The sequence below is a fragment of the Mycobacterium persicum genome (genome assembly GCF_002086915.1).
GTDB classification, from domain to species: Bacteria; Actinomycetota; Actinomycetes; order Mycobacteriales; family Mycobacteriaceae; genus Mycobacterium; species Mycobacterium persicum.
In genome coordinates this window covers 1,287,133-1,309,548 of record NZ_MWQA01000001.1, presented here as the reverse complement: position 1 = coordinate 1,309,548, position 22,416 = coordinate 1,287,133, and the positions used below count along the sequence as shown (strand labels likewise).

At 64.7% G+C, this 22,416-nt stretch carries 19 protein-coding genes, 2 tRNA genes and 1 pseudogene; 11 read left to right on the top strand and 11 right to left on the bottom strand.

Annotated elements, in window-relative coordinates; translation table 11 throughout:
• Window positions 1-51: 51 nt before the first annotated feature.
• From B4U45_RS05820 to macS, 3 genes are read right to left on the bottom strand one after another with little or no spacing between them, the layout of a single operon-like run.
• Window positions 52-1,845 carry a DUF2339 domain-containing protein gene (locus B4U45_RS05820; RefSeq protein WP_075548477.1) on the bottom strand — a complete coding sequence of 598 codons (1,794 nt, stop codon included), beginning with the start codon at window positions 1,843-1,845 and terminating at the stop codon, window positions 52-54.
• Between the two features lie 58 nt (window positions 1,846-1,903).
• Window positions 1,904-2,560, bottom strand: coding sequence for a response regulator (locus B4U45_RS05815; protein WP_075548414.1), 657 nt, complete (start codon window positions 2,558-2,560; stop codon window positions 1,904-1,906).
• A complete protein-coding gene (gene macS, locus B4U45_RS05810) occupies window positions 2,553-3,698 on the bottom strand; it encodes a MacS family sensor histidine kinase (RefSeq protein WP_075548413.1) in 1,146 nt (381 codons plus the stop codon). Before macS ends, B4U45_RS05815 begins: the two co-directional genes overlap by 8 nt.
• Window positions 3,699-3,728: 30 nt before the next feature.
• Between macS and B4U45_RS05805 the strand changes: the two are divergent.
• A pseudogene (locus tag B4U45_RS05805) lies at window positions 3,729-5,113 on the top strand (M20/M25/M40 family metallo-hydrolase).
• On the opposite strand, the gene bcp reads toward B4U45_RS05805, so the two are convergent.
• A complete protein-coding gene (gene bcp, locus B4U45_RS05800; RefSeq protein ID WP_075548412.1) occupies window positions 5,064-5,537 on the bottom strand; it encodes a thioredoxin-dependent thiol peroxidase in 474 nt (157 codons plus the stop codon). The pseudogene B4U45_RS05805 and the gene bcp sit on opposite strands and share 50 nt — an antisense overlap.
• A 91-nt stretch (window positions 5,538-5,628) precedes the next feature.
• Here bcp and B4U45_RS05795 point away from each other — a divergent pair, with 91 nt between their 5' ends.
• The gene (locus B4U45_RS05795) at window positions 5,629-5,856 is read left to right on the top strand and encodes a DUF3618 domain-containing protein (protein WP_023366000.1); all 228 of its coding nucleotides are present in this window, start codon (window positions 5,629-5,631) and stop codon (window positions 5,854-5,856) included.
• A gap of 243 nt (window positions 5,857-6,099) precedes the next feature.
• Here B4U45_RS05795 and B4U45_RS05790 read toward each other — a convergent pair.
• Window positions 6,100-6,172, bottom strand: a tRNA-Lys gene (locus B4U45_RS05790).
• Window positions 6,173-6,379: 207 nt separating this feature from the next.
• Here B4U45_RS05790 and B4U45_RS05785 point away from each other — a divergent pair.
• Window positions 6,380-7,576, top strand: a complete 1,197-nt coding sequence (locus tag B4U45_RS05785; RefSeq protein WP_075548411.1) for a L,D-transpeptidase — start codon at window positions 6,380-6,382, stop codon at window positions 7,574-7,576.
• Between the two features lie 156 nt (window positions 7,577-7,732).
• On the opposite strand, the gene B4U45_RS05780 is transcribed toward B4U45_RS05785, so the two are convergent.
• Together B4U45_RS05780 and orn are read right to left on the bottom strand one after the other, a co-directional pair.
• A tRNA-His gene (locus B4U45_RS05780) sits at window positions 7,733-7,808 on the bottom strand.
• A 55-nt stretch (window positions 7,809-7,863) separates the two neighbouring features.
• A complete protein-coding gene (gene orn / locus B4U45_RS05775; RefSeq protein ID WP_075548410.1) occupies window positions 7,864-8,511 on the bottom strand; it encodes an oligoribonuclease in 648 nt (215 codons plus the stop codon).
• Between the two features lie 107 nt (window positions 8,512-8,618).
• Here orn and B4U45_RS05770 point away from each other — a divergent pair, with 107 nt between their 5' ends.
• A complete protein-coding gene (locus B4U45_RS05770) occupies window positions 8,619-10,214 on the top strand; it encodes a helicase HerA-like domain-containing protein (protein WP_075548409.1) in 1,596 nt (531 codons plus the stop codon).
• Between the two features lie 99 nt (window positions 10,215-10,313).
• Here B4U45_RS05770 and B4U45_RS05765 read toward each other — a convergent pair whose 3' ends face one another.
• Window positions 10,314-11,633, bottom strand: coding sequence for a radical SAM/SPASM domain-containing protein (locus tag B4U45_RS05765; RefSeq protein WP_131808336.1), 1,320 nt, complete (start codon window positions 11,631-11,633; stop codon window positions 10,314-10,316).
• Window positions 11,634-12,114: 481 nt separating this feature from the next.
• Here B4U45_RS05765 and B4U45_RS05760 point away from each other — a divergent pair, with 481 nt between their 5' ends.
• Window positions 12,115-12,429: a PE domain-containing protein gene (locus B4U45_RS05760; protein WP_075548407.1), complete on the top strand. Its 315-nt coding sequence runs from the start codon at window positions 12,115-12,117 to the stop codon at window positions 12,427-12,429.
• 214 nt (window positions 12,430-12,643) lie between these two features.
• On the opposite strand, the gene cmrA is transcribed toward B4U45_RS05760, so the two are convergent.
• Window positions 12,644-13,450, bottom strand: coding sequence for a mycolate reductase (gene cmrA / locus B4U45_RS05755; RefSeq protein ID WP_075548475.1), 807 nt, complete (start codon window positions 13,448-13,450; stop codon window positions 12,644-12,646).
• Window positions 13,451-13,528: 78 nt separating this feature from the next.
• On the opposite strand from cmrA, the gene B4U45_RS05750 reads away from it, so the two are divergent.
• Window positions 13,529-14,869: an MFS transporter gene (locus B4U45_RS05750; RefSeq protein WP_075548406.1), complete on the top strand. Its 1,341-nt coding sequence runs from the start codon at window positions 13,529-13,531 to the stop codon at window positions 14,867-14,869.
• Here the strand turns inward: B4U45_RS05750 and B4U45_RS05745 are convergent.
• Complete coding sequence (locus B4U45_RS05745; RefSeq protein WP_075548405.1) at window positions 14,866-15,657, bottom strand: MmpS family transport accessory protein; 792 nt, start codon at window positions 15,655-15,657, stop codon at window positions 14,866-14,868. The genes B4U45_RS05750 and B4U45_RS05745 overlap by 4 nt on opposite strands.
• Before the next feature lie 237 nt (window positions 15,658-15,894).
• Between B4U45_RS05745 and B4U45_RS05740 the strand changes: the two genes are divergently transcribed.
• Window positions 15,895-16,953 (top strand): LLM class flavin-dependent oxidoreductase, encoded by a 1,059-nt coding sequence (locus tag B4U45_RS05740; RefSeq protein ID WP_131808335.1) that lies wholly within the window; start codon window positions 15,895-15,897, stop codon window positions 16,951-16,953.
• Here B4U45_RS05740 and B4U45_RS05735 read toward each other — a convergent pair.
• Window positions 16,940-17,581, bottom strand: a complete 642-nt coding sequence (locus B4U45_RS05735; RefSeq protein ID WP_075548403.1) for an SACE_7040 family transcriptional regulator — start codon at window positions 17,579-17,581, stop codon at window positions 16,940-16,942. The genes B4U45_RS05740 and B4U45_RS05735 overlap by 14 nt on opposite strands.
• 101 nt (window positions 17,582-17,682) lie before the next feature.
• Here B4U45_RS05735 and B4U45_RS05730 point away from each other — a divergent pair, with 101 nt between their 5' ends.
• The 4 genes from B4U45_RS05730 (at window position 17,683) to B4U45_RS05715 (ending at window position 22,416) form a co-directional block, all read left to right on the top strand.
• Window positions 17,683-19,326, top strand: coding sequence for an AMP-binding protein (locus tag B4U45_RS05730; protein WP_075548402.1), 1,644 nt, complete (start codon window positions 17,683-17,685; stop codon window positions 19,324-19,326).
• Window positions 19,327-19,448: 122 nt separating this feature from the next.
• On the top strand, window positions 19,449-20,192 hold the full coding sequence (locus B4U45_RS05725) for a CoA transferase subunit A (protein WP_075548401.1): 744 nt from the start codon (window positions 19,449-19,451) through the stop codon (window positions 20,190-20,192).
• The gene (locus B4U45_RS05720; RefSeq protein WP_075548400.1) at window positions 20,192-20,839 is read left to right on the top strand and encodes a CoA transferase subunit B; all 648 of its coding nucleotides are present in this window, start codon (window positions 20,192-20,194) and stop codon (window positions 20,837-20,839) included. The genes B4U45_RS05725 and B4U45_RS05720 overlap by 1 nt, the downstream gene beginning before the upstream one ends.
• Complete coding sequence (locus B4U45_RS05715) at window positions 20,836-22,416, top strand: carboxyl transferase domain-containing protein (RefSeq protein WP_075548399.1); 1,581 nt, start codon at window positions 20,836-20,838, stop codon at window positions 22,414-22,416. The genes B4U45_RS05720 and B4U45_RS05715 overlap by 4 nt, the downstream gene beginning before the upstream one ends.

Below are 22,416 nucleotides of genomic sequence, written 5' to 3'. Positions count from 1 at the left end.
CCAAAATCGGAGATTTTGGGCGATTCCGCGTCTGCTCGCCCTCAATTAGCATTAGCGAGCGAGGCTGCGGGCATATCCGGTGCCCATGCCCAGCAGCACCAGACCGACGACGATAAATGCCGCCACCCGGAAGATGCCGTCCAGAGTCGCCAGGTCGAACACGAACAGTTTGACGGTAGCGGCGGCCGTAAGCGCGAGCCCGGCGGTTATCGGGGCCGTCCGGCCATTCCGGCCGCCCTGATGCAGCGCGTAGCCGAACAAACCCGCTGCCATGCCGATCCAGCAGACAGTGGCGATCAGGTGCCCGGCCAGGAATCCGGCATCGGTACCGCCGAAAAGAACCCCGGCGGTCACGGTGAACGCCGTGACGGCGTAGACGACCAGCATCCCGGCACCCAGGCTGAGGACCACCCTCAAATCGGAGTCCCGCACGCCCACGCACGCTCGTGCTATCGCGAACACCGCAGCGACGACGAGCAAGCTGGCGGCCAGGGTGGACACCGCAATTGAAGTCGGCATCGCGGTGGGGGTCAGCAAGGCGCCAAGTGGCGCATAGCTGTAGCACAGGCCCGTCCCGATGACACCGAAACCTGCTGCCGCCCAACGTGCTACCGCATCGCTGCGACCGGCAGTAGCGACTACGACGGCCAGCGAGAGTAGCACCGGGCCTTCGACGTAGCCGTCGAAGGCGACAGTAACGGCGACCAGCGCCGAAACCGCCGACCACGCCGACCAGACCTGTCTGGCGATCTTGGGCAGTTCCGTGCCGACCAGCACAATCGCCAGCATGGCTGATGCCAGAGCGGCTGCCAGCACCGCGGCCACTACGCGATCGACTGCTATCCCCGCGGCCAGGGCGGGCAGGGTCCCGGCCGCCGTTAGTACCGCCAATGCGGCGGTATTGCTGATAGCTGGAAGCATCACGAGGCCGCTGGCGATCGCCAGGATTGCGGCGATTCCGCAGGCGGCGCCGATCACCCAGGCGTCGTCGTGTCGGACCGACACCAGCGCCACCAGCAGGGGCAGCGCGGTAGCCGCAATCCGGGCAGCCTGCATCCAGATCCAGTCCTTGCCCAGTTGTACCGGCAGCGCGGCGGCCGAGAGCGCCAACATGAAGCTGACCAACAACAGGTCGACACCGCGGGTGATGACGGGTGCCAGCCCGATCAGCGGCACTAGCACCAACAGCCCCAGGTGTTCGGAGTCCCACCGCCGAGCCAGCGCCAGACCCACACCGCCGACCACCGCGGCGAGCACCAGGCCGACCGGCGCCGGCACCCACTCGTAGATGGTGGTGAGGGCTATGACGTCCAGGTAGGCCGCGGCAATACCAGTGGCGGCCAACGCGATCGCGCCGATCCGCCCGCCGGGGCGGTTGCGTAACCGGGTGGCCACGCCAACGAGACCGGCCGCCAGCAGGGTGCCGCCGGCAACCCGGATCTCCGGCCGCAGCAGGCCGGCCTGCGCGGCTAGGACGAGCAGCAGCACCACGCCGATCAGCGTCACCGCCACCCCGGCGACGGCCAATAGCTTGCCGATCCAACCGGATTCGCGGTCTGAAGGCGGCGGCGTTGGAGGCGGACCAGTCGCGGCTGAGCGCCGAGGTGGTGGCGGAATGAACTGGCGTGGCGGTGGCGGCGCCGCGGGTTGCCGGTGCTGCCAGTACGACTGCCAGTACGGTGCTGCGGGCTGTGGTGGTAGTGGGGCCGGCTGGGGTGCGGCGGCTGAATCGGAAATCAGCCGGTCGAGTTGACCGAGTTCGCCGGACACGCGGGCCATTTGGCGGGCCAAAGCGTCGAACTCGGCGGCGAGCCGGCTGATCACGGCATGATGCGATTCGGTCATGGCGGCCACCATGCCGGGTGACGCATCGAAACGGATGAGTAGGACTACCCGAATCCGGCTACTCGTCAAGCCCGTGCTCGATGGCGTAGCGGGTCAACTCCACCCGGTTGGCCACCTGCAACTTGCGGAACGTCGCCTGGACGTGGTTTTCGACGGTGCGGTGGCTCAGCGAGAGCTTTTCGCCAATCTGCTTAGCGGACAATCCTTTTGCGACATATCGCAGTACTTCGGTCTCCCGCTCGGTAAGGCTGGGACGAGCCGGCCCCGAGTCGGGGCTGGTGGCGATGCGACGGTATTCACCCAGTACCAGTCCGGCCAGGCTCGGGGTGAACACGGCACGGCCGGCCGCGGTGGCTCGCACGGCGTCACTCAATTCCGCCTTGGAGGCGCTCTTGACCAGGTATCCCGTCGCCCCGGCTTTGACCGCCTCCAAGACGTCCTCGCGTTCGTCCGAGGCCGACAGGACCAGCACCCGGGTAGCGGGCGAGACTGCGAGCACCTGCGTTGTCGCCTGCACACCGTCGCCGTCGGCTAGCCGCATGTCCATGAGCACCACGTCCGGCTTGACGACCGCGGCCCGTCGCCGCGCCGCTGCCACGCCGTCGGCGGTGGCGACCACGTTGAACCCGTCGTCGGTGAGGTCGCGCGCGACCGCGTCGCGCCAGATCGGATGGTCATCGACAACCATCACGGTGGGGGATTGCTGGTCACCCATGACGTCCTTCCCGGCGCGGCACCGTCAGTTCCCACTCGGTGCCCTCGCCCGTGTTCGTGCTCAGCTGCGCGGTGCCGCCCAGCGCCGCCAACCGCCCCACGATCGACTTCGAGACCCCAAGCCGGCCCTGGCCGGCGGCCTCCTCGAGCCGCCCCGCGGCAATGCCGACACCGTCGTCGCGAATGCTCACCGTCACCACATTGCCCATATCTTCCAGCAGTACATAGGCGCGCGCGTTCGGCCCGGCGTGCAAGCGAACATTGTCCAGGGCGTTGCCTACCGCCGCGTCCAACTCGGTGGCCACCCCACGCGCCAGCGGCACCGGCGTACCCGGCAAGCTCATGGACACCTGGTCGGACGCCCGCCGCCGCAACAGAGCACCGAGGTCGACCGACTGGTTGTCGCCCCCGTGCTCGGTGTCGGTGGAGATCACCCAACGGCGCAGCGCGCCTTCTTGTTCGCTGGCCAGTTCGGCTAATTCGGCTGCGTCGCCGCCTATTTCGTGGCCTCGCTTGGCAACCAGGGCCAATACCTGGATGACCCCGTCGTGAACTTGCCGGGACAGCCGTTCCCGCTCGTGCAGCGCTGCCGACAGTTCGGCGGCCCGTTGCAATTCGTCATGGGCACGCCGTGCGGTCCGGGCGGCCATCCCCACCGCCAGGCCGACCGCCAGCTCGATGACAATGGTCGCACTGCGACCGAGGTTGACGCTGATGTAACCCTTGACCGTTTCGTTGGCGGCCGTCACCGCCACGCCGGTCAACATGCCGCCGGCCGGACCCAACTGCAGCGCCGCCGAAATGGTGGCATTGCTGGCCCACAGGGTTGTCGGCCAGGTCTGGTTATCCAGTGCCCATTGCCCGGTGGCTACCACCTTGGTGGACAGCATCAGCAGCACCACGATGGCAATCTCAGCGATCACCCAGGCAGGCCGGCGACCGAAGCCGCGGAGGTAGGCGAGCGCGCACACCGCGCTCCAGCCGATCAGCACCGCGAAGAGCGCCCAGCCCAACGCCGGCAGGCGCAGGTCGGAATTGACCGCGATCTGAAAGCCCAGGGCGTAACCGCAGCTCAATAGGCGGAACAGCTGCGCCGCCCGCCAGAGCGGCGCTGCCGGGTCGGGGCCGCGCGTCGCCATATCGGGCTCAGCATAGCTAGCCTCGTGATCGTGACTGATCTGGTTGAGCGGGTTCGTGCGGTGTTGCCGTCGGTGCGGCGTGATCTCGAAGATCTGGTACGCATCGACTCCGTCTGGGCCGACCCGACGCGACACGGTCAGGTATATCGCAGTGCACAGGCGGTGGCGGATTTGTTATCGCATGCGGGTTTTGACGATGTGCGGAAAGTCAGTGAAGGCGGTGCGCCGGCGGTCATCGCGCGGTATCCGGCGCCACCGGGTGCGCCGACGGTGCTGCTGTATGCCCACCATGACGTGCAGCCCGAGGGTGACCGCGACCAGTGGGCTTCGCCGCCTTTCGAGCCCACCGAACGCGACGGACGACTGTACGGGCGTGGCACCGCCGACGACAAGGCCGGGATCGCAACGCATTTGGCCGCATTCCGGGCCCACGGCGGCCGGCCGCCGGTGGGCGTGACCGTCTTCGTCGAGGGCGAGGAAGAATCCGGATCTCCGTCACTGGGCCGATTGCTCGCCGCCCACCGCGACCTGCTGGCCGCCGACGTGATCGTCATCGCCGACTCGGACAATTGGAGCACCGACATCCCCGCGCTGACGGTGTCGCTACGCGGATTGGCCGATTGCGTGGTAGAGGTCGCCACGCTCGACCACGGGCTGCACTCCGGTTTGTGGGGCGGTGTGGTTCCCGACGCATTGAGCGTGCTGGTGCGGCTGCTGGCCAGCTTGCACGACGACGACGGCAACGTGGCGGTCGCAGGGCTGCATGAAACCGACGTTGCAGCCCTGAATTTCCCGGACTACCCGCCCGAGCGGGTGCGCGCAGACGCGGGTCTGCTCGACGGGGTATCGGAAATCGGTTCCGGTTCGGTGCCCCAGCGGCTTTGGGCCAAACCCGCGATCACCGTGATCGGTGTCGACACCACATCGGTTGCGGCAGCATCGAATACATTGATTCCGCGGGCTCAAGCCAAGATCAGTCTGCGAGTTGCGCCCGGCGGCGATGCCGTGGCGCACCTGGACGCTCTGGAGGCCCATCTGCAGCGGCACGTGCCGTGGGGCGCACAGGTCAGTGTCCGGCGCGGCGAGGTCGGCCAGCCGTACGCCATCGAGGCCAGCGGCCCTGTCTATGACGCCGCCCGGGCGGCGTTCCGGCGGGCGTGGGGCACCGATCCCATCGACATGGGCATGGGTGGGTCGATTCCGTTCATCGCCGAGTTCGCCCGGGCGTTCCCTGAGGCCAAAATTCTGGTCACCGGCGTGGAGGATCCCGCGACGCAGGCGCACAGCATCAACGAAAGCCTGCACCTGGGGGTGTTGGAACGGGCCGCGGTCGCCGAAGCGCTGTTGCTGGCCAACCTGACCTGATCAGACCGACAGGTCGCGGCGAAGCTTGGCGACGTGTCCGGTGGCCTTGACGTTGTACTGGGCGACGGCGACCTCGCCCGTCTCGTCGACGACGAATGTGGACCGGATCACACCCTGGACGGTCTTGCCGTACATTTTCTTCTCGCCGTAGGCGCCCCAGGCCGTCAACACGGTGCGATCGGGATCGGACAGCAGCGGGAATGTCAGTCCCTCGGCATCGCGGAACTTGGCCAGCTTGGCCGGCGGGTCGGGGGAGATTCCCACCACGTCCAGGCCGGCGTCGTTGAGGTCGCGGAGGTTGTCGCGGAAATCGCAGGCCTCTTTGGTGCATCCCGGTGTCGAGGCGGCTGGGTAGAAGTACACGACGACGCGGCGTCCCCGGTAGTCGGCCAGCGACACGGTATTGCCGTCGGCGTCGGGCAGGCGGAACGCGGGCGCTTTGTCGCCCGGCGCCAGGCGGGTGGACTCGCTCAACGTAGGTCCCTTTCTGTTCACCGGAGCGTTGGGACTCGCACCGGCTCATCTAGGGTAGTTCGTCAGGTGCACCTACTTGGAGGACAGACACGTGGCGGACCGTGATCCCGAGACCATCAAGCAGGAGATCGACCTCGCCCGCGACCAGCTGGCGGCAACGGTCGACTCGCTTGTTGAGCGTGCCAATCCCCGCCGCCTCGCCGACGACGTGAAGGCCAAGGTGATCGAATTCGTCACCAAACCTGCTGTGACCGTGACCCTGGTGGGCGTCGGGTCTGTCGTCGTGATCGTGGTGATCCGCAACATCAGGAATCGGTGAGCGCTGCGGCGGCAACCGTCACCGGGCCGCGTGGGTGACACGCAACCTTCAGGCTCGCAAGGCATCTGGCGAAAGCGTGACCCGCGGCGTTACTGGGCGGCCGGCCGGAACCAAGTGCAGTTCGGCGGTAGAACCCCCACCGAATTCCCTTGTGTAGGTGGCCTTCCCGCGTCGTGCTCGGGTATCGATCACAGCGCGGCGCCGAGGTGCCCGGTCAACCCGGCGGACCGACGCGGGGAGGTGTGCGCCGTCAGGGTTTCGAACCCCGGACCCGCTGATTAAGAGTCAGCTGCTCTACCAACTGAGCTAACGGCGCCGTGGACGGCCAGAGACCGCGTACGCGACAATAACAGGCATCGTGGCGCAGTGGGAAATCTCCAGATCACGACGGGGTGAGGTGCGACACTGAACGACGGCGACGAGCCGACAATTCTGCCACGGCCGCGGTCAGACACTACAATACAGGGAACAATCCAGGGTCAGCGGTGACCGAAGTAAGCGAGAGTATCTGGAAGGTCACGTGATGACGCCTTTGCGCAGAAGTCGATCGTGGCTGGCTGCGATCATGATCCCGGTCGCTGTTCTCGCCGTGGCGTGCAGCAGCGGCAGTGCGCCCGCGCCGGTCAAGGTCATCGTCAACAAAGGCACACCCTTCGCCGACCTGCTGGTGCCCAAGCTGACCGCGTCGGTGACCGACGGAGCCGTCGGTGTCACCGTGGATGCGCCCGTCACCGTCAGCGTTGCCGACGGTGTGCTGGCGGCGGTCACCATGGTGAACGAAAACGGCAAGTCGATCAGCGGGCAGCTCAGCCCCGACGGACTGCACTGGTCGACCACCGACCAACTCGGCTACAACCGGCGCTACACCCTCAGCGCAAAGGCGCTCGGACTGGGCGGCGCGGCGACTCGCCAGATGACATTTCAGACGAGCTCGCCCGCACACCTGACGATGCCCTATGTGAATCCGGGCGACGGCGAGGTGGTGGGGATCGGCGAGCCGGTGGCGATCCGGTTCGACGAGAACATCGCCGACCGGGTCGCTGCGGAGAAGGCCATCAAGATCACCACCAACCCGCCGGTCGAAGGCGCATTCTACTGGCTGAACAACCGCGAGGTGCGTTGGCGCCCAGAGCATTTCTGGAAGCCCGGCACCGCAGTCGACGTGGCGGTCAACACCTATGGCGTCGATCTCGGCGAGGGAATGTTCGGCGAGGACAACGTCAAGACGCACTTCACCATCGGCGACGAGGTCATCGCGACCGCGGACGACAGCACCAAGATACTGACGATCCGGGTCAACGGCGAGGTCGTGAAGACCATGCCGACGTCGATGGGTAAGGACAGCACGCCCACCGCCAACGGCGTCTACATCGTGGGCGCGCGGTTCAAACACATCATCATGGACTCCTCGACCTATGGGGTTCCGGTGAACTCGCCCAACGGGTATCGCACCGACGTCGACTGGGCCACCCAAATTTCCTACAGCGGCGTCTTCGTGCATTCCGCTCCGTGGTCGGTGGGCGCTCAAGGGCACACCAACACCAGCCACGGGTGCCTGAACGTGAGCCCGAGCAACGCCCAGTGGTTCTACGACCACATCAAGAGCGGTGACATCGTCGAAGTCGTCAACACCGTGGGAGGCACGCTGTCCGGCACGGACGGCCTTGGGGACTGGAACATTCCCTGGGATCAGTGGCGGGCCGGTAACGCCAAGGCATAGGCGCGCTTGCATTGCGGATAACCTTCTCGGGTCGGGACAATTGGGCGCGCCGCAGTCTCCTGTTATTCCGATAAACGTCGAGATTGCCGTGAGGGCTGTGCTTCGGCACTGATCACGACCATGGCGGCAATCTCGATGAAATGCCGATTCATCCTGTGGGGTGAGTGACGGGACTCGAACCCGCGACACCCAGGATCACAACCTGGTGCTCTACCAACTGAACTACACTCACCATGGCCGCCTGCCGGTCCTCCCAGAGGGAGGGCTAACGAGCGGCGACGTCGATATTAGCCGGTCGGAGGCTCCTCGGCCGAATCGATTATCCCCGGTGCGTCGGATTCGCCTTGAAGGTCGGCGACCACTGTGGCGATTTCGCTGGTAGATGGCCCCGGCGGAGGGACGAACGCGGTGCGCCGGTAGTAGCGCAGTTCGCGAATGGATTCGTGAATATCGGCTAACGCGCGGTGCGCCAGGCCTTTGGGCGGCTGGCCGAAGTAGATCCGCGGGTACCAGCGCCGGCAGAGCTCCTTGATCGAGCTGACGTCGATCATCCGGTAGTGCAGAAACGCGTCCAGCGCGGGCATGTCGCGGGCAATGAAGGACCGGTCGGTGGCGATGGAGTTTCCCGCCAGCGGCGCCGTCTTGGGCTGCTTGACGTGTTCGTTGATGTAGTCGAGCACCATCGCTTCGGCCATGGGCAGGTCGACGGTGGAAGCCTTGACTTCCTCGATCAGTCCCGAGCGGGTGTGCATCTCGGCAACGACGTCGATCATCGACGCCAGCGCGTCGTCGTCGGCGTGGATCACCATGTCCACTCCGTCGCCGAGAATGTTCAGGTCGGCGTCGGTGACCAGCACGGCGATCTCGATCAACTTGTCCGAAGCAATATTCAGCCCGGTCATCTCGCAGTCGATCCACACCAGTTCGTCACGCACAGCGCTCAAGAGTAGGCCTCTCGCCGCGGTCGTAACCGCAACACCCGGGCAAGTAGTGTGATTGCTTTGCCAACCGGTACGGGTAACGACGGGGAAGAGGTGGCGCGATGAGCACCGAAGCGGCGACCGGCGGGCTTGGCGGGCCCGCGCAGCGGATCGCGGCCGGTTACTCCGTGGCAGGCCAGGCGCTGGAATTGGGCACCGTCGTCGTCGACGGCGACGCCGACCCCTCTGCGCAGATTCGCATTCCCCTGGCCACCGTCAACCGGCACGGTTTGGTAGCCGGGGCCACGGGAACCGGGAAAACCAAAACGCTGCAGCTCATCGCCGAGCAGCTCAGCGCCGCGGGCGTGGCGGTGCTCATGGCCGACGTAAAGGGCGACCTGTCCGGCCTATCCCGCGCGGGTGAGGCCGACGACAAGGCGGCCGCACGGGCGAAAGATACCGGTGACAATTGGACGCCCACGGCCTTCCCGGTGGAGTTCCTGTCGCTGGGCACCAGTGGAGTCGGTGTCCCGGTGCGCGCGACCATCTCCAGCTTTGGACCTATTCTGTTGTCAAAGGTGTTGGCGCTCAACGCTACCCAGGAGTCGACGCTGGGGCTGATCTTCCACTGGGCCGACCAGCGGGGACTTCCGTTGCTGGACTTGAAAGATCTGCGTACCGTGATCAGCCATCTGACCAGCGACCAGGGTAAGGCGGAACTGAAAGCGCTTGGCGCCGTTTCACCGACGACTGCCGGTGTCATCTTGCGAGCATTGGTCAACCTCGAAGCCGAAGGTGCTGACACCTTCTTCGGCGAGCCGGAACTGAGACCTGACGACCTGATACGCGTAGACAGTCAGGGCCGCGGCATCATCTCGCTGCTGGAGTTCAGCGGTCAGTCGCTGCGCCCCGTGCTGTTTTCGACCTTCTTGATGTGGGTACTGGCCGACCTGTTCACCTATCTGCCCGAGGTGGGGGATCTGGACAAACCCAAGCTGGTCTTCTTTTTCGACGAGGCGCACTTGCTGTTCACCGACGCCTCCAAGGCTTTCCTGGAGCAGGTCGAGCAGACGGTCAAGCTCATTCGCTCCAAGGGAGTCGGGGTGTTCTTCTGCACCCAATTGCCGACGGATCTGCCCAACACGGTGCTGTCTCAGCTGGGGGCGCGGATCCAGCATGCGCTACGGGCGTTCACACCCGACGATCAAAAGGCGCTCAGCAAAACCGTTCGCACGTATCCGAAAACCGATGTCTACGACCTGCAATCGGCGCTGACGTCGCTGGGCATCGGTGAGGCCGTCGTGACCGTGCTCTCCGAGAAGGGCGCGCCGACCCCGGTGGCCTGGACCCGCATGCGGGTTCCCCGGTCGCTGATGGGCGCCATCGGCACCGACGCCGTTGCCGCGGCGGCTCTCTCGAGCCCGCTGCAGGCCGTGTACGGCCAGACCGTCGACCGGGTGTCCGCCCACGAAATGCTGAGCACCACATATGCGCCGGCAGAGGCGCCGCCACCGGTCCAGCCGCCGAGGGGGCAGTACGATCCGCTACCGTGGCCGGACGAGATCCAGGTGCCGCCTATGCCCGCGCCCGTTGAACCCAAGGGTCCCGGCATGTGGGAAGAGATTCTGAAGAACCCGACCGTGAAGAGCGCTATCAATACCGGGGTGCGCGAAATCACCCGCAGCATCTTCGGTACGGGGCGGCGTCGCCGCAAGTAACGAGCAGCCCGGTGTGATGCCGAAGCGGGGCGGGTCTGGCCAGCCGACCGGTGGCAGGTCCGTCGCACGCCGCCCGCGGCGTCGCTGCGGATCGTGAACCTATCTGGTCCGCGAAGCGCGAGGCACGCCGACGCTGGAGGTTGTGTGTTGCGGAATGCATGGCTGCTTCGGGTGGCTACGTGGAAACGTGCGCAGGAACTTCGGCGAATCCTTGTTAAGGGCTGGGGAGGCAACCAATTCGGCTATCGTCTGTGTGCGGACGTCGCCGATGATAATGGTTGAAAGAGCGCCCGAGTCGAATGTGTAGACTTCGCCATTGGCCGAGATGAAGAAATGCGTTCGCGCCCGCTTGTCAATCGTGCCGGACGCGATTTTCAACCGGGGGTAGGCTTGTTGCAAGTGCAGTACCCGTTCCTGGAAACCCGACCGATCGATCTGCATTCGTTCTCGCAGGGCGCGTGGCGATCGCAGGTCCCACCACTGAAACAGATGCCAGGCGAACACCGCGTCAAAACTGGACAACGTTCGTGCGATGTTCTCCAGGTCATCAACATTGCTCCTGGTAACGGTTGTGTTCACCTTAATCGGTATACTATATGCGGCGCAAAGGCTAATTGCGTGTAGAATCCGCGCGAACAGGTCACTCTTTCCTTTGCGGAAATCTGCGATTACGTCGTCTCGACCGCCATCGAGCGGTAATCCCACATAAGAAACCCTTCCGCTCAGCGCTTTGGCCATCTCGGGCGTGAGCCTGTATCCCACGGTATCGATGCCAACATAAAGCCCACACGTGTGAGCATGGTCGACAAATTCGAGAATATGTTCCCATTCGAGTGGATCGCCGCCGGATACGATTAGTTCCTCCACGCCGGCATTCACGAGTTTTTCTACTACCGCCTTGGCGTCTTGAAGATCCAGTGTTTCAGAATTGAATATGTTGTAACACCCCACACATACCAGCGGACACCGGTTGTAGATGCCCCAGTTCGCTTGTTTGAGTCGACCGCTCGTACTGCGTGCGGATTCCGCAAGCATCGCACGAACACTGCGGTGCACATCGAGAGCGTTCTGGCGCAGGGCTTCCGATAGATCGCACCCAGGACGCGTAGCCCGCATCAACAGCTGGTCGGCCCGGCGCAGCGAGCGAGCAGTGGGCATGCATTGAGCAAGAGTAGTTGCGAGCTGATAACAAACGATGTCCGTCGGCGCCACCCGAAACTGACTCTCCAGCTCCGCTTCCAGGCCTTTGAAACCAGCGATCGTAAAATTCTCGAACAACAACCGACGCTCGAAAGAACTGCGCCGGTCAACCGACGGTTTGATCCAGTCGACCGGTCGCAACAGGCTGTCGCTTTGTTGGGACCCCATTGGGAATGCGGTACCGGAGTCACCATTGAGTGGTAATACATCAGACGTCACATCGACCTCACCATTGCTAAGGCACTGTTCGTCGCGTCATTAATGCTCGGATATTCAGTCCGTCCTTCCGGTGTACAGCTGGTTTCGGTGTGGATTCTTTGTGCGAACATCGGAGATACCACCAGGGTGAGATTAAATTGGTGCATGGCTCTGCCCCTGGCCGGCGTGGCGAAGATGTCGCGTCGGTGAGCCGATATGGGTTCGATCGGCGCGACGACGCATGGCGTATTTTCCGCACTCAGGCAGCAGTATTGTCCGTCGCCACGGCTTGTTGCTTACTCGCGTCCGGTGTGAGTGTCCATAGATTCTCGCACCCGCGCTTCATTGCGTGTCCGAAACCATATCGAGAACTTTTCGTTAGGTCAAGCGATTAGTCATGATAATTCAAATTTATGTATTCAGCGACAATATCGATCGACTGAATTGTTGAAATTATCCTAGTCTGAATCGGTTCGCCACACGTGTTGGAAGGGGTGCAGTGATGACATTGCGGGTAGTTCCTGAGGGTTTGGCGGCGGCCAGTGCTGCGGTGGAAGCGCTGACCGCTCGGTTGGCGGCTGCACATGCTGCGGCGGCGCCGGTGATTGCGGCGGTGGTACCGCCGGCGGCTGATCCGGTGTCGTTACAGACTGGGATCTCGTTTAGCGCACTGGCTAGTGAGCACGTTGCGGTGGCCGCTGAAGCGGTCGAAGAGCTGGGCCGTTCTGGAGTCGGTGTGGGCGAATCCGGCATCAGCTACGCGGCCGGTGATGCCGCGGCGGCAGCGACTTATCTGGGTGCTGGCGGCTTGGCATGACGGAACCGGTGTGGCTGGCCGCGCCGCCGGAGGTGCAGTCGACGTTCCGTTGCCGTCGATGGTGCAACGAGCTCGAAATTCAAGGCCCGCACCTGTAGTGGCGTGCCGCCGCGGACTCGACACCCGCAATCGCGTGGTTCTTTCGCTCGCTCACTCAGCCGTGGTCGATCACGGCAGCGGCGGCCGCCGAGACCGGCTCTGCCGCATCCTGTTACTAGCCGCCCCCGAGCTTCTTATAGAAGCTGCCGACGATCGGCGCGACGATGGCACGCGGCGCATACTGACTTGCCACCGACATGGCCTTCGACGTCAGGCCGGGAACCACGCGCATCTTGTTGCGCTCCAAGGCATCCAGCGATACCCGGGCGGTGTGCTCCGTCGAGATCCACAAAAACTCCGGCACCAGGCGCTCGACGAGCGACGCCTCGCCCTCAGCGGGCAAATCGGTACGCACCGGTCCCGGTGCCAGCAGCGTGACGTGCACACCGGACCCGCGTAGTTCACCGCGCAACGATTCGCTGAAGGTGTTGGCGAACGCTTTCGTGGCGGCATAGGTCGCGTTGTACGGGATGGGCGAATTTCCTGCTGCCGAGCCGGAAATCAAAATACCGCCGGCCTTGCGCGCGACCATGCCGGGCAGCACCGCCAAGGTGAGGTCGTGCACCGCAACGGCATTCAGCTGTACTTGAGCTCTTTCCCCCGCCGGGTCGAGCGACGCGAGCGGGCCGAACGTCCCCGTGCCTGCATTGGCGCACAGCATCGAGATGTGCCGTTCCGCTAATTCGTCGCACAGCTTCGTCCGCTCCTCCGGGTCGGCGAGATCGGCTGGCCGCACCTCGACGGCGACGCGATACTTGTCGGTCAGGCGGGCTGCGAGTTCGGTCAGCAGGGCTTCGCGACGCGCGGTGACGATCAGACTGTGTCCGCGTGCGGCCAATTCGGTGGCCAGCGCCTCGCCGATATTCTGCGAAGCTCCGGTGACAACGGCGCGGGCGTCGGGACTCGGAGCGGGTATCGGCATGCGCCAATCGTAGACAAGCGGCATGCGCAGTCGGGCGCAGCGGGTCGCTGCCAACACCAATCAAATAGAGTGCCGGACATGACCAACCGGGGTTTGGGCACGTATGTGCGATCTCGGGTAGTGGCCTGGGCGTTGTGGGACTCGGGTTCTACTGGCCTGAATGCGATCGTGACCACCTTCGTGTTCTCCGTCTATCTGACCAGCACCGTGGGAGAGGGCATGCCCGGCGGTAGCTCGCCGGCGAGTTGGTTGGGTCGGGCCGGGGCGGCCGCCGGGTTGACTATCGCGTTGCTGGCTCCGGTGGTGGGTGTGTGGGTCGAATCCCCGCATCGGCGGCGGGTGACGCTGGGCGTATTGACGGGCCTGGCCGTGGGACTAACTGCTGCGATGTTTCTGATTCGCGATAGCCCCGGGTACCTGTGGCCCGGGTTGGCGTTGTTGGCGGCGACGGCGTCGTGCAGTGACCTGGCCAGCGTCCCGTACAACGCGATGCTGCGCCAGCTTTCGACACCGGAGACGGCCGGCCGGATTTCCGGCTTCGGGTGGGCAGCAGGTTACGTCGGAAGTGTCCTGCTGCTGTTGTTGGTCTATGTCGGCTTCATGGCCGGCGCCGGTGACGTTCGTGGAGTGCTGCATCTGTCCGCCCATGACGGACTCAACGTCCGGGCGGCGATGCTGTTGGCCGCGGCGTGGCTGGCCTTGCTGGCTCTGCCGCTGTTGTTCGTCGCGCATAGACTGCCCGATACCGTTGGAGTGCCTCGCACGACTACGAGCATGTCGGGTGCCTACCGAAAACTGTGGACGGACATCACCGCTGAATGGCGCCGCGACCGCAATCTGGTCTACTTCCTCGTCGCCAGCGCGATCTTCCGGGATGGGCTGGCGGCCATGTTTGCCTTCGGTGCGGTACTGGGTGTCAACGTGTACGGGCTTACCCAGGCCGACGTCCTGGTGTTCGGGGTAGCCGGAAGTGTGGTGGCCGCGGTCGGCGCGGTGCTGGGCGGATTGGTTGACCACCGACTCGGCTCCAAGCCGGTCATTGTCGCATCGCTGGCCGCGATCTTGGCGGCGGCACTGACCTTGATGGCGCTCTCGGGTGCGGTGGCGTTCTGGGTATGCGGACTGCTGCTGTGTCTTTTCATCGGACCGTCGCAGTCGTCGGCGCGCGCATTGTTGTTGCGCATGGCTCAACATGGCAAGGAGGGGGTTGCCTTCGGGCTGTACACGATGACGGGCCGGGCGGTGGCATTCCTGGGACCGTGGTTGTTTTCGGTCTTCGTTGATGTGTTCAGCGCGGTCCGCGCCGGGTTGGGCGGTATTTGCCTGGTGTTGCTGGTGGGCCTGCTGGCCATGCTGGCCGTGCGCGTTCCGCGCCGCAGCGTCGTCATAGCCGACGAAGCGGTAACCGAGTCGAGTTAGCCGGAGGCGTCGCAGATGGTGAGGCCCACCCCGGTGCGCTGGCGTACCTGAACTCCGGCCACCGTTACCGAGCAGGTCACGTTGTGCCCGATGTTGATAATGGTGACGCTGGCGGGGTGCAGGGAAGCTTTCGGCAGGCTCACCTCTTTGCTCCACGGCAGCGCGACGTTGAACTCGGTCTGTATGACGTCACCGGTATCGATATAGGTCACGCTGATCGCGCGGCCCTCGCCGGTGACGTTGTAGACGACGGTCTGCATCGCGCCGGGGGTGGGCGTCTCGGTGGGGGTCCCGGAGCCTCCCGTCGTTGTGGGCGCCGGCACGATGCTGGGTGTCGGTGTCAGCGTTCGTGTCGTCGGCGGCTTGAGTGTTGAGCTCGGGGTAGGCATCGGCGGCAGGGGCTCGACGGCGGTCTGGTTCTTGACCGACATGTTCGCGATCACCAACGCGATGACCAACCCGACGACAAGCAGGACGGCCGCACCGGCAGCGACCCACAACCATCGCGGGGTGCTCGGAGCGTGCGGCGGTGGCGCGGCCCCGTGAAGCACTTCGCCCGGCTCCGGGTGGTCGTGCTGCCAATATTGGGGCGGTAGTTGCTGGGTCGGGTTCGGTTCGTAGGCGCCGGGCGCCCACTGGGGAATGTGGCCGCTATAGGTGGGCGCATAGGGCGCCTGGCCGGCGTAAGCCGGGTCGACGGGCGGCGGATTTACCGGACCCTGCGGCCACGTGGGTGCGGGCCCCGGTTGGGGGGGACCATACCGCTGGGGTCGGCGTGGATCGTTCATGCCCACCTCATGGTTTGAAGGGTACCTAAGAGTTGAGCGGCCGTGCCGCCGCACCGCTCCGGCGGCAAGGCCGTGCCGGACGGAGCCCTTACTCACCGCGGGGAAAGGCAACTACCGCCGCATTCTTCAACAACCGTTGATGTGTTTGTGCAAGCCAAGTATTGTTTTCTTCAACTACCGCTGAAGAACGTATCCACAGTAAGCGCGGCAAGCTTCGCGCGGTAACAGGAACCGGGGGTGAACGGCGTGAAATTCGGAATCGATGTACCGACGTGCCTGTCCGGGATGGCCTACCCGGTCCCGTTCGCCACGGCCGACGAGGTGATTCGGATCGCCGTCGAGGCCGAGGCACTCGGCTTTCACGAGGTCGCCGGCAATGATCATCTGAGCACCCAACGGTTCGTGCGGGAGGCGTGGTCGGTCCCACCGGACTACTTCGAGCCGCTGATGATGCTGGCGACGATCGCGGCCAAGACATCGGTGGTGCGGCTGGCTACCGGGATCCTCGTCTTGCCGATGCGTGAGCCGGTGCTGTTGGCCAAGCAGGTCGCCACACTGGATCAGATCAGCGGCGGGCGCGTCACCTTGGCGGTAGCAGCAGGCGGGTACCGAGACGAATTCGAAGCGGTAGCACCGGATTTGGCCGACGCGTCGCGCACCCGGCTGACGGCCGAGGGCATCGAGGCGTTGCGCATTCTGTTCGGGCAGCGTCGGTCGACCTATGAGGGCCGGTACCGCCGATTCTGCGATGTCGAGTCGTATCCCAAGCCGGTCCAGTCGCCGTTGCCGATCTTCTCCGGCGGCAATGCCAAGGGCGCCATTCGCCGGGCGGGTGAACAATGTCAGGGTTGGCTGCCGGCCAAGCTAGGGCCGGACGAAATAGCCTCTGGCCGAGACGAAGTCGCGAAATTCGCTCGAGCTGCGGGCCGCGATCCCGCCGAGGTGACGATCGGATTGCAGACGGTCGTGTGCCTGGCTCCGACCGCTGAGAAAGCACGTGAGCGCCTGGAGCGGTCGACATTCGAGCTGTTCCGGACCTCGCTGCGGGACACCATGATGAAGGGCGTCAGTCTGGATAAGTACGTGGCCGACAATCTCATCGGCACGCCGGATCAGGTGTGCGCCAAGGTAGCTGCGTTCGAGCGCGCCGGGCTGGACGGGTTCTACGCCACCTTGTTCGTCGCCAATGCCGTGAGCGAAATGCTGGAACAGATGCGGCTTTTCGCCAAGTATGTGATCCCGGCCTTTCCGGACTTCCCGGCCTCCCGGCCGACTCTGAACGCTAGTGGTCAGTGACTCGCAGCGCCGCCACGGTCATGGCACGCATGATGGTGCGGGAACGCAGTACCCGCGCCGATCTGGCATCGGCCGACTTCATGCTGTGCGGTGTGGAGTTCAGCAGCCCGAACACGGCGTGCGCCATCAGCCGCGCATCCGCTTCGGCCAGGTCGGGATCACGCTCGCGCAACACCCCCACCCAGACCTCCACGTACTGGCGCTGCGCTTTGCGCACCTGACGTTCGGCTGCTGCCGGCAGGTGCGCAAGGTCACGGTCCTGGATTCGGATCAGATCCGGTTCACCCAGCGCAAAGTCGAGGTGAAAATCAATGAGCCCATCCAACGTTGCGGCCGGATCAGAACCCCGGGCAGTCACATCGCGGGCGCCGGCGAGGAGCCGGGAGCTGATGCCGACCAACAACTCAACGAGCAGCGACTCTTTGTTGGGGAAGTGCCGATAGATCGCCGGACCGCTGATGCCCGCCGCGGCACCAATGTCCTCCAACCGTACCGCGAGAAAACCGCGTTCGGCGAATAGCCGTTCAGCGGCCGACAACAGCTGCAGACGCCGGTCCGACTTCAACTGACTGCGGCGACTTGGGGCTTCAGGTTGAGCGGGCCGGCCGTCCGGAGCGGACGCTGTCATGACGGCCTCCGTAGAAAACTCGTCCTGGACACTTCGGTTAATCGTCACTAACGTAGCACGGGTTAGTCGATGTTAACCCGTACGCGGCAGGCGGAGGAACCGTGGCAGCCAACGGGGCTGCAGATTACAGCGGACTTTCTTATGAGCGCGGTCCCAGCGTGCCCGCCCTGCTGGAGACCACCATCGGCATCAATCTCGCCCAGACCGCCTCCCGGCACGGACACCGGGACGCGCTGGTCGACGTGCATGCCGGGCGACGCTGGAGTTACGCCGAATTCCTGGCGGACGTCCGGAGATTGGCTACCGGACTAGTGCGCGCAGGGATCGGCGTAGGCGACCGAGTGGGGATTTGGGCGCCCAACCGGTGGGAGTGGGTGTTGGTTCAATACGCGACCGCAGAAATCGGCGCCATCCTGGTGACCGTGAACCCGGCCTACCGGTCCAGCGAGTTGCGTTATGCGCTAAGGCAATCCGGAGTCTGCATGATCATCGCCGCGCCGGGCTTCAAGGATGCGGATTACCGGGCGATATTGGCCGAGGTGGCGCCCGATTGCCCGGACCTGCGGGAAGCGGTGTTCATGGGCAGCAGTCGGTGGGACGAGCTGGCCGGTACCCAGGCCGACACTGCTGCGCTGCAACAGATCGCGGCGACACTGACCGGCAGTGACCCGGTCAACATTCAATACACCTCTGGCACAACGGGTCATCCGAAAGGCGTCACGCTCAGCCACCTCAACATCCTCAACAACGGATATTTCGTGGGGGAGTTGCTCGACTACACCGCCGCCGATCGGATCTGCATTCCGGCGCCGTTCTATCACTGCTTCGGCATGGTGCTGGGCAACTTGGCCGCCACCAGCCATGGCGCTGCCGTGGTGATTCCGGCACCCGGGTTCGACCCTGCCGCCACCCTGCGGGCCGTCCAGATCGAACGGTGCACCAGCCTCTACGGCGTGCCGACCATGTTCATCGCCGAACTTGGACTGCCGGACTTCGCCGACTATGACCTCACCAGCCTGCGTACCGGGATCATCGCCGGCTCGACGTGCCCGGTCGAAGTGATGCGCAGGGTGATCGAACAGATGAATATGCCGGCGATCTCGATTTGCTATGGCATGACCGAAACATCTCCGGTCTCCACCCAGACCCATACCGATGATCCCCTGGAGCGTCGGGTCAGCACGGTCGGCCGGGTGGGGCCGCATCTAGAGATCAAGGTGGTGGAGCCGGTCACCGGCGAGACCGTGCCCCGCGGCGTCCCCGGTGAGTTCTGCACCCGGGGTTATTCGGTGATGGCCGGTTACTGGAATGACCCGGAGCGGACCGCAGAAGTGATCGACGCCGACGGCTGGATGCATACCGGAGACCTGGCCGCCATGGACGCATGCGGGTACGTGCAGATCACCGGCCGGATCAAGGACATCGTCATTCGCGGTGGCGAGAATATTTCGCCCCGCGAGATCGAGGAGTTCCTGCACACCCACCCCGACGTCGTCGATGCCCACGTCATCGGCGTGCCCGACGAACGCGTGGGCGAAGAGCTCATGGCGGTGGTCAAGCTGCGGGACGGCGCACCGCAGTTGACCATCGCGCGGCTACACGAATTCTGCGCGGGCCGCATCGCCAGGTTCAAGATTCCGCGGTATCTGCGGATCGTCGACGAGTTCCCCATGACTGTCACCGGCAAGATCCGCAAAGTCGAATTGCGTCAACAGGCAATCGACTACCTGCAAGGTCGAGGGTGAGCACCCGGATGCTGGTTACCGTCCCTTTACCCACCGCGCGGGCGGTGGTATTGTCATGCCCCGGTTAATGATGATTAACTGAAGAACCCAGCCGGCCGGACAGCGAGGAGACTTTGCGGGTAATGGACAAGGTGGTGGCTACCGCTGCCGAAGCGGTAGCGGACATAACCGACGGGTCCTCCCTGGCGGTTGGCGGGTTCGGGCTTTGCGGCATTCCGGAGGCGTTGATCTCGGCGCTGGTGGACAGCGGTGTCACTGACCTCGAGACGGTGTCGAACAACTGCGGCATCGACGGGATCGGTCTGGGAGTGTTGTTGGAGCACAAGAGGATTCGTAGGACTATCTCCTCGTATGTGGGAGAGAACAGGGAGTTTGCTCGGCAATTCCTGGCCGGCGAGCTCGAGGTGGAACTCACCCCGCAGGGCACGCTGGCCGAGCGGCTGCGCGCCGGCGGCATGGGCATCCCGGCCTTCTATACGCCGGCCGGTGTGGGTACCCAGATTGCCGACGGCGGGCTGCCGTGGCGTTACGACGCGTCGGGTGCGGTAGCGGTGGTGTCGCCTCCGAAGGAGACTCGCGAGTTCGACGGTGTCACATACGTTTTGGAGCGGGGAATTCGCACCGACTTCGCGCTGGTGCATGCCTGGAAAGGGGACCGGCACGGCAACCTGGTGTACCGCTACGCTGCCGCCAACTTCAACCCCGAGTGCGCGCCCGCGGGGAGGATCACGATTGCCGAGGTGGAACACCTCGTCGAGCCGGGTGAAATCGACCCGGCGATGGTGCACACCCCGGGTGTGTTCGTGCAGCGGGTGGTACACGTGCCCAATCCCACCAAGCGGATCGAGAAGGAGACGGTGCGCTGATGACCTGGAGCAGAGACGGGATGGCCGCACGGGTCGCCGCCGAATTCCGCGACGGCCAGTATGTCAACCTCGGCATCGGAATGCCCACCTTGATTCCCAACCACATTCCCGACGGCGTGATCGTTGTCCTGCACTCCGAAAACGGGATCCTGGGCGTCGGACCATATCCCAAGCCCGAGGATCTCGATGCCGACCTGATCAACGCCGGCAAGGAGACCGTGACCACGCTGCCGGGCGCGGCGTTCTTCGGCTCGTCGACCTCTTTCGGCATCATCCGCGGCGGCCATCTCGACGTCGCGGTGCTTGGCGCCATGCAGGTTTCGGTCACCGGCGACCTCGCTAACTGGATGATCCCGGGCAAGATGGTCAAGGGCATGGGCGGCGCGATGGACCTGGTGCACGGCGCCCGCAAGGTGATCGTGATGATGGAGCATGCGGCCAAAGACGGCAGCCCCAAGATCGTCGAGCAGTGCACGCTGCCATTGACCGGCGTGGGCTGCGTGGACCGCATCGTCACGGAATTGGCGGTCATCGATGTCTGCGACGACGGCCTGCATTTGATCGAGACCGCGCCCGAGGTGACGGTCGACGAGGTCGTGGCGAGAACTGAACCACGGCTCATATTGCGGGATCTGGTTACCCCGTGACCGCCGTCGCCGCACCGTCCTTCGCCGACGAGCACCGCAGGCTGGTGGCCGAGTTGAACACCAAGCTCGCCACTACCGCACTGGGCGGCAGCGAACGCGCGCGAGAGCGTCACGTCAGCCGTGGCAAGCTGCTGCCCCGGGAACGGGTGGATCGGCTGCTCGATCCGGGCAGCCCGTTCCTGGAGTTGGCGCCCTTGGCTGCCAACGGAATGTACGACGACGAGTCGCCGGGCGCCGGGATCATCACCGGAATCGGCCGGGTATCCGGGCGCGAGTGCGTGATCGTCGCCAACGACGCGACGGTCAAGGGCGGGACCTACTACCCGATCACGGTCAAGAAGCACCTGCGCGCCCAGGAGATCGCGCTGCAGAATCGACTGCCGTGCATCTACCTGGTCGACTCCGGCGGCGCCTTCCTGCCACGCCAGGACGAGGTGTTTCCCGACCGCGAGCATTTCGGGCGGATCTTCTACAACCAGGCGACCATGAGCGCCAAGGGAATTCCGCAAGTGGCGGCAGTTCTGGGCTCCTGCACGGCCGGCGGCGCCTATGTGCCGGCGATGAGCGACGAGGCCGTCATCGTCCGTGAGCAGGGCACCATCTTCCTGGGCGGACCGCCACTGGTCAAGGCCGCCACCGGCGAGATCGTCACGGCCGAGGAGCTCGGCGGCGGCGACTTGCACTCGCGGACATCGGGTGTCACCGACCATCTCGCCGACGACGACGAACATGCGTTGCGCATCGTGCGCTCCATCGCGGCCACCTTCGCGCCCCGCGATCCGGCTCAGTGGGACGTGACGCGTGTGGTCGACCCCAAGTACCCGCAGGCCGAGCTTTACGGCGTGGTTCCCCCCGACCCGAGGGTGCCCTACGACGTGCACGAGGTTCTGCTGCGACTGGTCGACGGCAGCGAATTCACGGAATTCAAGGCAAAATACGGCAAGACTCTGGTGACCGCCTTCGCGCGCATCTACGGACACCCGGTCGGCATCGTCGCCAACAACGGCGTATTGTTCAGTGAATCCGCGCTCAAGGGTGCGCATTTCATCGAACTGTGCGACAAGCGCAAGATCCCGCTGCTGTTCCTGCAGAACATCGCCGGGTTCATGGTCGGCCGGGACTACGAGGCCGGCGGTATCGCCAAGCACGGCGCCAAAATGGTCACCGCCGTGGCCTGTGCCCGGGTGCCGAAGTTGACCGTCGTGATCGGCGGATCCTATGGTGCAGGCAACTATTCGATGTGCGGACGGGCGTACTCGCCGCGCTTCCTATGGATGTGGCCGAATGCGCGGATCTCGGTGATGGGCGGCGAGCAGGCGGCGTCGGTGCTGGCCACCGTGCGCGGTGAGCAGCTGTCCGCGGCCGGCACGCCCTGGCCTGCTGACGATGAGGAGGCGTTCAAGGCGCCGATTCGTGAGCAGTACGAGTGCCAGGGCAACCCCTATTATTCGACCGCCCGCCTGTGGGACGACGGCATCATCGATCCGGCTGATACTAGAACTGTTGTCGGGCTTGCTCTTTCAGTGTGCTCTCGGGCACCGCTGGAACCGGTTTCCTACGGCGTCTTCCGGATGTGA